Source organism: Burkholderia mayonis (genome assembly GCF_001523745.2).
Classification (GTDB): domain Bacteria; phylum Pseudomonadota; class Gammaproteobacteria; order Burkholderiales; family Burkholderiaceae; genus Burkholderia; species Burkholderia mayonis.
In genome coordinates, this window is record NZ_CP013387.1 from 2,156,602 (window position 1) to 2,171,460 (window position 14,859).

The window sequence follows — 14,859 nt, forward strand, 5'->3', positions numbered from 1 at the left end:
GCTACAACCGCCGCGCGACGCCTACGCGGCTCGCCGCCTGTCGCGCTCGATCAGTGCATACGCGCTGTGATTGTGGATCGACTCGAAATTCTCCGCCTCGAGCACGTACGCGACGATCCGCTCGTCCGCATCGAGCCGTCGCGCGACGTCGCGCACCAGGTCCTCGACGAACTTCGGATTCTCGTATGCGCGTTCGGTGACGAACTTCTCGTCAGGGCGCTTGAGCAGCCCCCACAGCTCGCACGACGCCTCTTCCTCGGCAATCCGGATCAGATCCTCGACCGGCACGTCGGCCGCGAGCTCCGCGTCGATCGTCACGTGCGAGCGCTGGTTGTGCGCGCCGTACTGCGAGATCTTCTTCGAGCACGGGCAGAGGCTCGTCACCGGCACGAGCACTTTCGCGAACACGCGCGTAACGCCGTCGCACACGTCGCCCGTCAGCGTCACTTGGTAGTCGAGGAGGCTGCGCACGCCCGACACGGGCGCCGTCTTGTTCACGAAGTACGGAAACGATACCTCGATGCGTCCCGCCTGCGCTTCGAGCTTCTCGAGCATCGTCGCCAGCATCGCGCGGAACGCGTCGGCCGTCAGCGGCGCGTCGGTTTCCTCGAGCAGCGCGACGAAGCGCGACATGTGCGTGCCCTTCTGATCGGCCGGCAGATGCACGTCGAGATTCCAGGTGCCGACCGTGGCCTGCGTCTCGCCTTCGGCGGTGCGCACGGTCAGCGGATGTCGGACGGCCCGCACGCCGACGCGCTGGATCGGCATCTGTCGGGTGTCGACCGTGCTCTGCACATCGGGCATCACGAATTCGGGATTCATCAGGTTCATCTTGTTCGATCCTTATAGGGTCACGCGGCACGACATCGCCATATGCCGCATGACCTGCCGGAAATGCGACATGGGCCCGCAGGCCCATGCATTCGGGGGAAAGCCACCGCGCGACGGCTTACGCGACGCGCTTCGCCGGGCTTGCGACGCTCGTCGCGTGGCTCAGGAAGCGCTCGCGAATCGACTTCGCGATACCGTCGCCGTCGAGACCGCACATCGACAGCAGCTTCGCCGGATCGCCGTGATCGATGAAACGGTCTGGCAAGCCGAGCTGCAGCACCGGACGGATCACGCCGCCCTCCATCATCGCCTCGACGCATGCGGAGCCCGCGCCGCCCATCACGCAGCCTTCCTCGACGGTGACGAAGTAATCGTGCGTTTGCGCGAGCTCCTGCACGAGCTCGGCGTCGATCGGCTTCACGAAGCGCATGTTCGCGACGGTCGCATCGAGCACTTCGGCCGCCGCGAGCGACGGTGCGACCATCGTGCCGAATGCGAGAATCGCGACGCGCTTGCCCTCCGGCTGCGACGTGCGGCGACGCACCTCGCCCTTGCCGAGCGGGATCTCGGTGAACGCCTTGACGGTCGCAACGCCCGTGCCCGCGCCGCGCGGATAACGGACCGCGGTCGGGTTCGGCTGCTGCAGCGCGGTATGCAGCATCTGTCGGCACTCGTTCTCGTCCGACGCGGCCATCACCGTCATGTTCGGGATGCAGCGCAGGAACGCGAGGTCGTACGCACCCGCGTGCGTCGCGCCGTCCGCGCCGACGAGGCCCGCGCGGTCGATCGCGAACACGACGGGCAGGTTCTGCAGCGCGACGTCGTGAATCAGCTGATCATAAGCGCGCTGCAGGAACGTCGAGTAGATCGCGACGACGGGCTTGAGCCCCTCCGTCGCGAGGCCGCCCGCGAACGTCACCGCGTGCTGCTCGGCAATGCCGACGTCGTAGTAGCGCTCCGGGAAGCGCTTCTCGAACTCGACCATGCCGGAGCCTTCGCGCATCGCCGGCGTGATGCCGACCACGCGCGAATCGAGCTCGGCCGCATCGCACAGCCACTCGCCGAACACCTGCGTGTAGGTCTTCTTCGCGGGCGTCGTGGACGGCTTGATGCCTTCAGCCGGGTTGAACTTGCCGGGGCCGTGGTAGAGCACCGGGTCGGCCTCGGCGAGCTTGTAGCCCTGGCCCTTCTTCGTCACGACGTGCAGGAACTGCGGCCCGCGCAGCTCTTTGATGTTCTGCAGCGTCGGGATCAGCGAATCGAGATCGTGGCCGTCGATCGGCCCGATGTAATTGAAGCCGAATTCCTCGAACAGCGTCGCGGGCACGACCATGCCCTTCGCATGCTCCTCGAGCTTGCGCGCGAGCTCGAGCATGGGCGGCGCGACGCTCAGCACGCGCTCGACGCCCGCGCGCGCGGCCGCGTAGAAACGGCCCGACATCAGGCGGGCGAGATGGCGATTCAGCGCGCCGACGGGCGGCGAGATCGACATGTCGTTGTCGTTCAGGATCACGAGGAGCTTCGCATCCTCGGACACGCCCGCGTTGTTCATCGCTTCGAACGCCATGCCGGCCGTCATCGCGCCATCGCCGATCACCGCGATCGAGAAGCGGTCGTCGCCCTGCAGCTTGCTGCCGATCGCCATCCCGAGCGCGGCCGAAATCGACGTGCTCGAATGCGCGGTGCCGAACGTGTCGTATTCGGACTCCGAACGGCGCGGGAAGCCGGAGATGCCGTCCTGCTGGCGCAGCGACTTCATCGCGTCGCGGCGGCCCGTCAGGATCTTGTGCGGATAGGTCTGGTGACCGACGTCCCACACGATCCGGTCGTCCGGCGTGTCGAACACGTAGTGCAGCGCAATCGTCAGCTCGACCGTGCCGAGATTGGACGACAGGTGGCCGCCCGTCTTCGACACGCTGTCGAGGACGAACGCGCGCAGCTCGTCGGCGAGCGGCTGCAGTTGGCGACGATCGAGACGGCGCAGATCCGCCGGGTCGTCGATGGTTTTCAGCAAGTCGTACATCGTCGTTCCATTGTAGGAAAACAAACGCGCCCGCACTTCTTACACGCACCACCCGTAGCATGGGCGCGGCGGCGGGCTTTCGCGTCAGCTGACCCGGTTCACCACCAGGTCCGCCAGTTCAGCCAGGCGCCGTGCGCGCGCGCCGAACGGTTCGAGCGCGGCGTACGCGTCGGTGCGCAGTTGCGCGGCAAGCGCGCGCGACGCGTCGAGGCCGATGATCGACACGTAGGTCGGCTTGTCGTTCGCCGCGTCCTTGCCGGCCGTCTTGCCGAGCGTCGCGGAATCGGTGGTGACGTCGAGAATGTCGTCCACCACCTGGAACGCGAGGCCGACAGCGGCCGCGTATGCGTCGAGCGCGCGCATCGCGTCTTCGGACGGCGTCTCGCCCGCGAGCGCGCCCATCCGCACCGACGCACGCAGGAGCGCGCCCGTCTTCATCCGGTGCATCGTCTCGAGCGCGTCGCGCGAAAGCGCATGACCGACGCTCGCGAGATCAATCGCCTGACCGCCCGCCATGCCGATCGAGCCGCTCGCGAGCGCGAGCTCGCGCACGAGCGCGGCCTGCCGGTCGAGCGGCAGCGCGGCGGCGTCCGTCAGCGCGACGAAGGCCTGCGACTGCAGCGCGTCGCCGACGAGAAGCGCGGTGGGCTCGTCATACTCGACATGGACGGTCGGCTTGCCGCGACGCAGCGCGTCGTCGTCCATGCACGGCATATCATCATGCACGAGCGAATACACGTGAATCATTTCGAGCGCCGCCGCTGCAGCGTTCAGCGCCGCTTCCGACGCGCCAGTGAGCTCGCCCGCCGCATGGCACAGCAGCGGACGCACCCGTTTCCCCCCCCCGAGCGCCGCATAGCGCATCGCTTCGTGCAGTTGTGCGGGCGCTACAGTTTCGGCCGGCAAATAATGGCCGAGGGCCGTCTCGACACGCTCGAGCACCGAGCGCATCCATTGGTCGAATGTCATAGATCGTCGTCTCCGCCGTCCGCGGCGGCCGTTCCGGCGGAAAGCGGCTTGAGCGTGGCGCCGTCGAGCACACGCACCTGCTGCTCCGCTTTTTCCAATTGTTGTTGGCAAAATGCAACGAGCGCCGCGCCGCGGCGATACGCCGCAAGCGAATCCTCGAGGCTCAGCGTCCCGCCCTCCATTCGGGCGATGAGCGCCTCCAGTTCCGCGAGCGCCGCCTCGTAATTTTCCGGCAGCGGCCCGGAACCGGGGTCGGACGCGGACGCGCCTGGGGTTGCGGTTTTCGCCATGGACGGGGTGTCAAAAGTCAAAACAAGTCGGACATTCTACGGCAAAAGAGAATTTTCCGACCTGCCGACTTGGCTTCAAGGGGCTCGAGCGCAGCGCGCTTCGTGTGCAAATCGCACGAAACCCGTCCAAATTCCGGGAAAAATTTGACACAAATCAGTCACTTATCCCACCCCAAGAAAGTTGATCCGGGTATAATCGCCGGTTCCCCTAAATCGAATTTTCGATGGTTGGGTTGTTCACTGCTTTCACGCTTTCACCGGGAGTGGGAATGTCCAATCTGAGCGACGCATTGCAACTGAAGTCGGCACACAGCCAGCTTCCAGTCACCGCTTATTTCGATGAGGCGCTCCTCGCGCGCGAAATCGAAACACTTTTCAAGAAGGGACCTCGCTATGTCGGGCACGAATTGATGGTGCGCGAAGCGGGGGACTATTTTGCGCTGCCTTCCGAAAACGAGGGCCGCGTGCTGGTGCGCAACCAGACTTCGCAGATCGAACTGCTCTCGAACGTGTGCCGCCATCGCCAGGCGATCATGCTGAACGGCCGCGGGCAGACGCAGAACATCGTCTGCCCGCTGCATCGCTGGACCTACGATCTCGACGGCCAGCTGCTCGGCGCACCGCATTTTCCGGACAAGCCCTGCCTGAACCTGCACGCGACGCCGTTGCAGAACTGGCAAGGCCTGCTGTTCGAAGCCGAGGGCCGCGACGTCGCGCACGATCTTGCGCAGCTCGGCACGAAGCACCATTTCGACTTCTCGGACTACATGTTCGATCACGTCGAGATTCACGAGTGCAATTACAACTGGAAGACCTTCATCGAGGTCTACCTCGAGGACTACCACGTCGTCCCGTTTCATCCGGGTCTCGGCAGCTTCGTGTCGTGCGACGACCTGAAATGGGAGTTCGGCGACTGGTACAGCGTGCAGACGGTCGGCGTGCACAACGCGCTCGCGAAGCCGGGCAGCCCGACGTACCAGAAGTGGCACGATCAGGTCCTCCGCTATCGCGACGGCGTGCCGCCCGAGTTCGGCGCGATCTGGATGGTCTACTATCCGGGCCTCATGATCGAGTGGTATCCGCATGTGCTCGTCGTGTCGTGGCTGATTCCGCGCGGCCCGCAAAAGACGACGAACATCGTCGAGTTTTATTACCCTGAGGAAATCGCGTTGTTCGAGCGCGAGTTCGTCGAGGCGGAGCGCGCCGCGTACATGGAAACCGCGATCGAGGACGACGAAATCGCGCTGCGCATGGACGCCGGCCGCCGCGCGCTAATGGAGCGCGGCGAATCGCAGATTGGCCCGTATCAGAGCCCGATGGAAGACGGCATGCAGCACTTCCATGAGTTCCTGCGCCGGCAGCTCGGCGCGATCTGAGCGGAGTCCCGCGCGACGCTTCATCCGACATTCGTCGAAACCTGATCCGCTCCCGGCCTTGCGCCGGATCGGCACGGAAAAGAAAGACGGGCTGCAGCCCGTCTTTTTTTGTTTAGACTTAGAGCATCCGGCCCGTTTCTCCAAGGGAGTCGTCATGCCACACACTCACTACACCACGCTCATCTCGGCCGACAATCTCGCCGAACGTCTTGCGGCCGCGCCGAGCAGCGTGCTCGTCTTCGATTGCCGCTTCGATCTCGCCGATACCGGCTTGGGCGAGCAAGCGTACGCAGCCGGTCACATTCCCGGCGCGCACTATCTGCATCTCGACCGCGACCTGTCGGGCGCGAAGACCGGCACGAACGGTCGTCACCCATTGCCCGCGCGCGACGCGCTCGTCGACACGCTGAAGGCCCACGGGCTCAAGCAGAATCAGCAGGTCGTCGCGTACGATGCGCAAGGCGGCATGTACGCGGCGCGCCTTTGGTGGCTGCTGCGCTGGCTCGGCCACGATTCCGCCGCGGTGCTCGACGGCGGCCTGCAGGCCTGGCAAGCAGCCGGCCACGCGGCGACACAGGGCACGCCGCAGAAGACCCAGGGCGACTTCCACGCGGCCGCGCCGCTCGCGACGGTCGTCGATGCGCGAACGGTGCTCGCGAATCTCTCGACGAGGGACCATCTCGTGATCGATGCCCGCGCCGCCGACCGCTATCGCGGCGAAAACGAGACGATCGATCGCGTCGGCGGACACATCCCTGGCGCGCTCAATCATTTCTTCAAGAACAACCTGACGGCTGACGGCCGCTTCAAGAGCGGCCACGAGCTGCGCGAGGCATTCAATCCGCTGCTCGGCGCGACGCCTTCGAACAAGGTGATCCTGCAATGCGGCTCGGGCGTCACCGCATGCCACAACGCGCTCGCGATGGAGATCGCCGGCCTGCACGACCCGGCGCTCTATGCGGGATCGTGGAGCGAATGGAGCGCGGATCCGTCCCGCCCCGTCGCGACCGGCGCGAACCCATAAGCGACACGCCACGCGCGCCGCCGCCCGCCACGGCGGCGCGTACCGGCGTCACATCACGCCGTGATGCCGAAACCACGCGACGGCGCGCTTCCACCCATCCTCGGCGTCCGCCTTCACGTAGCTCGGGCGGTAATCGGCGAAGAACGCGTGGCCCGCGTCCGGGTACACGACGATCTCCGATTCCCGCGCCGCCTTCGTGCCGGCCGCCGCGAGACGCGTGCGCATCTCCGCGAGCGAGCGCTGCGGAATGCTGTCGTCCTTGCCGCCGTAGAGGCCGAGCACAGGCGCCTTCAGTTGCGACGCATGATCGACCGGATTGAACGGCGTCATCTCGTTCGTCTCGCCGACCACCCTGCCGTACCACGCGACCGCCGCACGCACGTGCGGATTGTGCTCGGCGAACAGCCAAGCCTGCCTGCCGCCCCAGCAAAAGCCCGTCACGCCAAGCCGCGACAGGTCGCCGCCGTTCTTCCCCGCCCAAGCGACCGTCGCGTCGAGATCCTCGCTGACCTGCCGGTCGGGCACCTTGCTGACCACCTGGTCGAGCAGCGCCTGGATCGACGGATATTTCGACGGATCGCCCTGTCGTGCGTACAGATCCGGCGCGATCGCCAGATAGCCGAGCTTCGCGAAGCGCCGGCAGATATCGGCGATGTGGGCGTGCACGCCGAAGACCTCGTGGATCACGACGATCACGGGCAGGTTGCTTTTGCCGTCCGGCTGCGCGCGATAGGCCGGCACGCTCGCGTCGCCCGAGCGGATCTCGACGGTGTCGACGTCGAGGCCGGCGCTGTCGGTCGCGATCGTCTGGGCGGACACGGGCAGCACGGCCGCGGCGAAGGTGCCGCCGAGCGCCGTCTTGACGAACTTGCGGCGGCTGAACGGAACGTGCGGAACCAGGCTGTCGACTTCGGGTTTCAACATGGATGTGCTCCTCTCTTCTCGTTGTCGCGGCCACGCGGCGCACGCGGCGCACGCGGCGGCGACATGAATTCGAACCGCGGCGGCCCTGGCGCGATGCAGCCGCGCCGAGCGTCGCCGCCCGCCCCGCCGAGGCGGAACCCGCACACGATGCCCAACAATGCGGGGAGGCGTCAACCTTTTGTCAGAAGTGAAAATCGCGGCGGCATTGGCCGGCCTTCGCGAACAGGTCGCGGCGCGATGCCTGATCGCCACTGTCGGCGCTTCTAGAACATTGCATCGAAATGCCGGCCGAAGATGCGCGTCGCGTCCTCGACATGCAATCGCCGGCGAGCGCAGCATGTCGCATGAGCGCGTATCGAACGATCGATCGTCGTGTCGCACGCGCCACGCATGCGACATGCATTGCCATTTTCCGCCGTGACCGTCATCGAATCGCACGCGCCCATTTCATTCACATTCCTACGGATTCCCACTCCCTGCTTTTCATTTCCCCTTGCATATCGAGATAAGTCCTCGTCGACACGTATTCCGGGAAAATATTGGATTGCCAAATAAATGCGATTGCCCGCATGATTCGCTGGCGCGCCATGCGCGCAACCGGCAGCACCTCCCGCCGACAGTCGCAGCCGAACAGAAGGCGCCCGTGTGCGGCGAGCGCTGCGCGGTGCATGCGAACCGGGAGCGCCGTCGATGACAACGAACGTCCGATGCCGATCGATCGCGCATCGCGCAAATCAGAATACGCAACGCCGACGAAGCACAACGAGGTTGGAATGAACAAGCCGACACGCCGCCCGATCACCGGTGATATTTCCAACCGCCGCAAGCCGAGTCGGCAGCGCCGCGCACGACGCTCGCCCGCCCGTCAGCGCGGCTCGCTCGCCGTCATCGCGGCGATCGCGATCGGCGTCGTGATCGCCGCGCTCGGCGCAGTCGATCTCGGCAATCTGTTCTATCAGCGCCGCGCGCTGCAAGGCATCGCCGACACGGTCGCGCTCGCGGCCGCTCAAACGATGGACGACGGCTGCGTGAAGCCCGCCGCGACCGCGCAATCGGCGGCGCTCGGCAATGGCTTCGACAGCAGTGCGTCGGGACAATCGATGACGGTCGTCTGCGGCCGCTGGGACGTGAAGGACAACGCGGGGCCGAGCTTCTTCGCGGGCTCGGCCGCAGGCTCGGCAGCCGGCAGCGACGCGCAGCTCAACGCGGTTCAGGTGACGGTCACGCGCACCGTGCCGTACTACTTCCTCGGCTCGCAGCGCACGGTCGCTGCAACCGGCACCGCGCAAGCGACCAACGTCGGCGCGTATTCGATCGGCACGACGCTCGCGCAATTGCAAGGCGGCGTCGTGAACGCGCTTCTCAACGGGCTGCTCGGCGCGAATCTGAATCTGTCGGTGCTGTCGTATCAAGGCCTCGCGAATTCGCGGATCAGGATCAAGGACCTGATGGCGGCCGCGAACGTCGGTACCGTGAACGCGCTGCTGAATACGCAGACCACCGTCCCGCAGCTCGCGAGCTGGATGCTGACCGCGCTGTCGCAAACGTCGGTCGCGAATACGGACTTGCAGACGAGCATCGGCGCGTTGCAGACGATCGTCAGCGCGAACATCCCGGGCGGGCGGACTTTCAAGATTGGCAACACCGCGAATTCGACAGGCATCTTCTCGGTCGGTCTGTCCGACCCGCAGGCCGCGCTGGACGCGACGTTCAGCCCGTTCGACGCGCTTCTCGTCGCCGCCGAGATCGCCACCGGCCAAACCGCGTTCTCGCTTGCGAACGGGCTCAACGTCGGCGGATTGAACGCGAGCCTGCAAGTGCAGATCATCCAGCCGCCCGTGCTCGGCATCGGCGAGGCAGGCGTCGATCCCGTCACGAAGACTTGGCGCACGATCGCGCGAACGGCGCAGGTGCGGCTCTATCTGAATATCGGACTCGGCACGGCAAACCTGCCGCTCGGGGTGCTCGGCGCGCTCGTGCCGGTGCAGGTGAACCTGCCGCTGTCGCTACAGATCGCGCCGGGGCAGGCGTGGCTGGAGTCGGCCAGCTGCAAGTCGTCGCCGTCGACCTGCACGTCGGCCATCGGCGTGCAGACGGGCCTCGCGAACCTGTGCATCGGCGACACGCCGGCCAACCTGTCCGCGTCGCTGCCGTTCACCTGCTCGACGCCCGCGACGCTCGTCAACATCGCGAACCTCGTGACGATCAAGTCGCTCGCGTCGCTCCCGGCCGACGTACCCGCGAGCAGCACGCCGACGCTCACGTTCTACGGGACGACGGGCGGCTATCAAAGCACGAATTCGAATGGCGTCGGCAGCGTGCTCGGCAATGCGCTGTCGGGCCTCGGCGCATCGCTGCAGCAGACGCAGATCTCGCTCATCGGCATCAGCCTGCCGCTCGGACCGATCCAGACCGCGCTCGATACGTTCCTCGGCGGCGTGCTGCCGCCGATGCTGTCGGGCCTCGATTCGGCGGTCGTGCCGCTGCTGCAGTTGCTCGGTGTGCAGGTCGGCGAAAGCACGATCCACGACATGTCGCTGACTTGCGGCGTGTCGCAGCTCGTCTACTAGACGCGCTCAAGGGCGTTGCCGCCCCAAATCACAATACGGGGTGCTCGCGGGACTGCGGGCCCAACTACTGGACGGGCTCTGCGCATCAAGAAGAAGCCAACCTCCATGCCGACACCGCGGACCATCATATCCGCCCGCACTCCGCTCGGGCGGATCGACCGTCGGCTTCATCCCTCGGGGTGAGGCCTGAATCATGAGCAACTACGGACGACGAACGATGCGCGTGCGAGCGCAAGGAGAAGCCAATGCGTGTCGCGCATGAAGAAAAGTGACGGCGCGCGCGCCGGCGGCGAGATTCGGCAGCACCGGAGCCGACGAGCCACGCGCGCCGAACGAGCGCCGCGCGAACGACGGCCGGCTCGCGCCATGCCGCCGTTCTCTCCGCGGCTTCGCTAGTGCAGCTTCACCCGCGGCAGCGTCGAGCGCCGCAGCCAGTGCGCGACGGTGTCGAGCACCATCCGCGGATAACCGTGCAGCGCCGCGACGTGCAATCGATACAGCGACATGTACATGAAGCGGGCGAAGAGCCCTTCGATCAGCATGTTGCCGCCGATCAGCCCGCCCATCAGATTGCCGACCGCGCTGAAGTGCCCGAGTGACACGAGCGAGCCGAAATCGCGATAGGTGAATTCGGGCAGCGGCCGGCTTTCGAGCCGGCATGCGAACGCACGCAGCATGAAGCTCGCCTGCTGATGCGCGGCTTGCGCGCGCGGCGGCACGTTGCGGTCGTGGCCGGGCCACGCGCAGCCTGCACAGTCGCCGAGCGCGAAGACGTTCGGATCGGTCTCGGTCTGCAGCGTGCGGCGCACGACCAGTTGGCCGAGCTTGTTCACTTCGAGGCCGTCAAGCTTCGCGAGCACCGAGGGCGCCTTGATGCCCGCCGCCCACACCGTCAGGTCCGCGCGCACGCTCTTGCCGCTCGCTGTGCGCACAACGCCCGGCGCGACTTCGGTCACGCGCTCGCCGAGCATCAATCGCACGCCGAGTTTCTCGAGCAGCTCGGCGGTTGCCGTCGACACGCGCTCTTGCAGCGCCGGCAGGATGCGCGGCCCGGACTCGATCAGTACGATGCCGACGTCGTGTCGCGGATCGAGCTTGTGCAGCCCGTACGCGGACAGCACCTGAGCGGTGTTGCGCAGCTCCGCGGACAGTTCGACGCCCGTCGCCCCGCCGCCGACGATCGCGACCTGGATGCGCGGCTCGGCAGGCTCCACCGGGTCTGCAGGCTCGGCAGGATCTGCCGGGTCCGTCGCGGAGGCGGTCTGCGCGACGAGCTCGTGAGGCTGATGCTCGGCTCGCATGCACGCGGCGATCAGGCGCTTGCGGAACCGCTCCGCCTCGGCGACCGTGTCGAGCGCGATCGAATGCTCCGGCGCGCCCTGCACGCCGAAGTAATGCGTCGTGCTGCCGATCGCGATGACGAGTGTGTCGTATTCGAGCTCGCGCTGCGGCAACAGCTCGGCGCCGTCGTTATCGGCGACGGGCGCGAGCGTCACGCGCCGCGACGTGCGGTCGAGCGCGATCAGCTCGCCCTGATGGAACTCGAAGCCGTGCCAGCGCGCCTGCGCCGCATATTCGAGCTCTTGCGTGAACGGGTCCATGCTGCCCGCCGCCACTTCGTGCAGCAGGGGTTTCCAGATATGAGTCGGGTAACGATCGACGAGCGTGACGAGCGCACGCGCGGGCCGATTGCCGCGCGCGCCATAGCGGTCCCCGAGGCGCGTCGCCAATTCGAGCCCGCCCGCACCGCCGCCGACGATGATGAAACGATGCATCCGATTCCCCTTACGATTCGAGACTGCTTGCGGTCAAGGCGGCGAGCACGACCGCGTTCGCCGCCAATCGACATCCTAACTAGTTCGGACACTTTAGGCACGCGAGCGCCTCGGCGTCGCTCGCATCCGCGCGATCACGGCGCGGCGATGCCAGTTTCTGCATTGTCCCGGAGTTTGCATGACAGCCGCAAGCGCTTAAATTGCAACGAGCGCGAAAGAAACGGCGGGGGATGTGATGGAAACGGTACGCGCCGGGCCTGATGCACGGCGCATACCTGCGACGCGCACGTCGCGCGGACGACGCGTCAGTGCGCCTCTTCCCAGTTTTCGCCGACGCCGACCTCGGCGACGAGCGGCACCTTCAGCTTCGCGACGCCGCACATCATTTCGGGCAGCTTCTCGCGCACGACCGACAGTTCGCTTTCCGGCACCTCGAGCACGAGTTCGTCGTGCACCTGCATGATCATCCGCGCGGCGAAGCCGCCGCGCTCGAGCCAGTTGTCGACTGCGATCATCGACAGCTTGATCAGGTCGGCCGCGGTGCCCTGCATCGGCGCGTTGATCGCCGCGCGCTCGGCGGCCTGGCGGCGCGGGCCGTTGCCGCCATTGATCTCGGGCAGCCACAGGCGGCGGCCGAACACGGTTTCGACGTAGCCCTTCTCTTTCGCGCGCGTGCGCGTCTCCTCCATGTAGCGGGCGACGCCCGGATAGCGGAGGAAGTAGCGGTCGATGTAGAGCTTCGCCGCATCACGCGTGATGCCGAGGTTCGACGCGAGGCCGAACGAGCTCATCCCGTAGATCAGGCCGAAGTTGATCACCTTCGCGATGCGCCGCTGGTCGGACGTCACTTCGAGCGGCGTCACGCCGAACACCTCGGCCGCGGTCGCGCGGTGAATGTCCTCGCCATGCGCGAACGCACGCAGCAGCGACTCGTCCCCGGAGATGTGCGCCATGATGCGCAGTTCGATCTGCGAATAATCGGCCGACACGATCTTGCTGCCCGGCGCCGCGATGAACGCCTCGCGGATGCGCCGCCCTTCGGCCGTGCGCACCGGAATGTTCTGCAGGTTCGGATCGTTCGACGCAAGCCGCCCCGTGACCGCAACCGCCTGCGCATAGTTCGTGTGCACGCGGCCGGTGTTCGGATTGACCATTCGCGGCAGCTTGTCGGTGTAGGTCGATTTCAGCTTCGACAGGCCGCGATGCTCGAGCAGCAGCTTCGGCAGCGGATAGTCTTCGGCGAGCTTCTGCAGCACTTCTTCGTCGGTCGACGGCGCGCCGCTCGGCGTCTTCTTGACGACGGGCAGTTGCAGCCGCTCGAAGAAGATCTGGCCGATCTGCTTCGGCGAGCCGAGATTGAATTCGCCGCCCGCGAGCGCATACGCCTCTTGCTCGAGCTCGACGAGCCGCGTCGCGATCTCGCTGCTCTGCCGGGTCAGCCGGTCGCCGTCGATCAGGACGCCCGTGCGCTCCATCTTGCGCAGCACGAGCGACACCGGCATCTCGATGTCGCGATACACGCGCGTGAGCCCCGGCTCGCGCTCGATCTGCGGATACAGCGCGTGATGCAGCTGCAGCGTGATGTCCGCGTCCTCGGCCGCATACTCGGACGCCTTGTCGATCGGCACCTCGTCGAAGCCGATCTGCTGCGCGCCCTTGCCCGCGACGTCCTCGTACTTGATCGTCTTCACGCCGAGATGGCGCAGCGCGAGGCTGTCCATGTCGTGCGTACGATGCGATTCGAGCACGTACGACTCGAGCAGCGTGTCGTGCTCGATGCCGTTCAACGCGATCCCGTGGTTCGCGAGCACCTGCGCGTCGTACTTCAGGTGCTGGCCGAGCTTCTTCGTGCCCGCGTCCTCGAGCCACGGCTTCAGCTTCGCGAGCACTTCGTCGCGCGGCAGCTGCGCGGGCAGGTCCGGCCCGCGATGCGCGACCGGCACGTACGCGGCGTGCCCCGGCTCCACCGAGAACGACAAGCCGACGATCTGCGCGAGCATCGGATCGAGCGACGTCGTCTCGGTATCGAACGCGGTCAGCTCCGCAGCCGAGATCTTCGCGAGCCATGCGTCGAACTGCTCCCACGTCTGCACAGTGTCGTAGTTGCGCGCGGCGGCGAGCGGCAGTTCGGCGGTCGCGCCGCTTGCAGGATCCTGAACCGCGCCGGCCTCAGCGGCCGCGCCGTTCGCGGCGGGCTCGCTGTCGAGCTCGCGCAGCCAGGTCTTGAAGCCGTGGGTCGAGAAGATATCGCGCAGCGCGTCGCGGCCTTCGCCGTCCGTCGCGAGCGACGACTCGATCGACTCGACGTGCGGCGCGAGCTCGCATGCGGTCTCGACCGTCACGAGCTTGCGCGCGAGCGGCAGGAAATCGAGTGCGCGGCGCAGGTTGTCGCCGACGACGCCCTTGATCTCGCCCGCGTGCTCGACGACGCCGTCGAGCGTGCCATATTGCGACAGCCATTTGACGGCCGTCTTGGGGCCGCATTTCTCGACGCCCGGCACGTTGTCGACGGTGTCGCCGATGAGCGACAGATAATCGACGATCAGCTCGGGCGGCACGCCGAACTTCGCGAGCACGCCGTCGCGATCGAGCGCCTCGTTCGTCATCGTGTTGATCAGCGTGACGTGGCCGGTGACGAGCTGCGCGAGGTCCTTGTCGCCCGTCGACACGATCACCTTCATTCCGCGCCGCTCGGCTTCCTTCGCGAGCGTGCCGATCACGTCGTCGGCTTCGACGCCCTCGATCATCAGGAGCGGCCAGCCGAGCGCGCGCACCGCCGCGTGGATCGGCTCGATCTGCAGCGAGAGATCGGGCGGCATCGGCGGCCGGTGCGCCTTGTATTCGGCGTACAGATCGTCCCGGAAGGTTTTGCCCTTTGCGTCGAACACGCACGCGCTATACTCTGCACTGACATCCTTGCGCATGCGGCGCAGCATATTGATGATTCCGTAGAGCGCTCCGGTCGGCTCCCCGCCAGGGCCGCGCAAATCAGGCATCGCATGGTAAGCCCGATACAGATAGCTCGAACCATCAACCAATAGCAGGGTCTTACCTTCCAGATTTCGTTCTTCAGGCAT

11 protein-coding genes are annotated in these 14,859 nt (G+C 66.3%); 3 read left to right on the forward strand and 8 right to left on the reverse strand.

From position 1 onward, the window contains the following. Positions 1-21: 21 nt before the first annotated feature. The 4 genes from folE2 to WS70_RS28440 all read right to left on the reverse strand — a co-directional run bounded on the left by folE2 (position 22) and on the right by WS70_RS28440 (position 4,113). On the reverse strand, positions 22-831 hold the full coding sequence (folE2, locus tag WS70_RS28425; RefSeq protein ID WP_059472781.1) for a GTP cyclohydrolase FolE2: 810 nt from the start codon (positions 829-831) through the stop codon (positions 22-24). Between the two features lie 118 nt (positions 832-949). Next, positions 950-2,854, reverse strand: coding sequence for a 1-deoxy-D-xylulose-5-phosphate synthase (gene dxs / locus WS70_RS28430; RefSeq protein ID WP_059597646.1), 1,905 nt, complete (start codon positions 2,852-2,854; stop codon positions 950-952). An 84-nt stretch (positions 2,855-2,938) separates the two neighbouring features. Continuing rightward, the gene (locus tag WS70_RS28435; protein ID WP_059472779.1) at positions 2,939-3,823 is read right to left on the reverse strand and encodes a polyprenyl synthetase family protein; all 885 of its coding nucleotides are present in this window, start codon (positions 3,821-3,823) and stop codon (positions 2,939-2,941) included. Further along, positions 3,820-4,113, reverse strand: a complete 294-nt coding sequence (locus WS70_RS28440; protein ID WP_059472778.1) for an exodeoxyribonuclease VII small subunit — start codon at positions 4,111-4,113, stop codon at positions 3,820-3,822. The genes WS70_RS28435 and WS70_RS28440 overlap by 4 nt, the downstream gene beginning before the upstream one ends. Before the next feature lie 269 nt (positions 4,114-4,382). On the opposite strand from WS70_RS28440, the gene WS70_RS28445 reads away from it, so the two are divergent. Together WS70_RS28445 and WS70_RS28450 are read left to right on the forward strand one after the other, a co-directional pair. Further along, positions 4,383-5,489: an aromatic ring-hydroxylating oxygenase subunit alpha gene (locus WS70_RS28445; protein WP_059472777.1), complete on the forward strand. Its 1,107-nt coding sequence runs from the start codon at positions 4,383-4,385 to the stop codon at positions 5,487-5,489. 154 nt (positions 5,490-5,643) lie between these two features. After that, complete coding sequence (locus WS70_RS28450) at positions 5,644-6,513, forward strand: sulfurtransferase (RefSeq protein WP_059597645.1); 870 nt, start codon at positions 5,644-5,646, stop codon at positions 6,511-6,513. Positions 6,514-6,561: 48 nt separating this feature from the next. On the opposite strand, the gene WS70_RS28455 is transcribed toward WS70_RS28450, so the two are convergent. Both WS70_RS28455 and WS70_RS33310 read right to left on the reverse strand, forming a co-directional pair. Then, positions 6,562-7,437, reverse strand: a complete 876-nt coding sequence (locus WS70_RS28455) for a dienelactone hydrolase family protein (RefSeq protein WP_059472775.1) — start codon at positions 7,435-7,437, stop codon at positions 6,562-6,564. Positions 7,438-7,888: 451 nt separating this feature from the next. Continuing rightward, a complete protein-coding gene (locus tag WS70_RS33310) occupies positions 7,889-8,218 on the reverse strand; it encodes a hypothetical protein (protein ID WP_159082986.1) in 330 nt (109 codons plus the stop codon). Between WS70_RS33310 and WS70_RS28470 the strand changes: the two genes are divergently transcribed. Beyond that, a complete protein-coding gene (locus tag WS70_RS28470; RefSeq protein ID WP_059597662.1) occupies positions 8,211-10,007 on the forward strand; it encodes a TadG family pilus assembly protein in 1,797 nt (598 codons plus the stop codon). The genes WS70_RS33310 and WS70_RS28470 overlap by 8 nt on opposite strands. A gap of 392 nt (positions 10,008-10,399) precedes the next feature. Here WS70_RS28470 and WS70_RS28475 read toward each other — a convergent pair whose 3' ends face one another. Both WS70_RS28475 and polA read right to left on the reverse strand, forming a co-directional pair. Continuing rightward, a complete protein-coding gene (locus WS70_RS28475) occupies positions 10,400-11,782 on the reverse strand; it encodes an NAD(P)/FAD-dependent oxidoreductase (protein WP_059472771.1) in 1,383 nt (460 codons plus the stop codon). 305 nt (positions 11,783-12,087) lie between these two features. Further along, a complete protein-coding gene (polA, locus tag WS70_RS28480) occupies positions 12,088-14,859 on the reverse strand; it encodes a DNA polymerase I (protein WP_059597643.1) in 2,772 nt (923 codons plus the stop codon).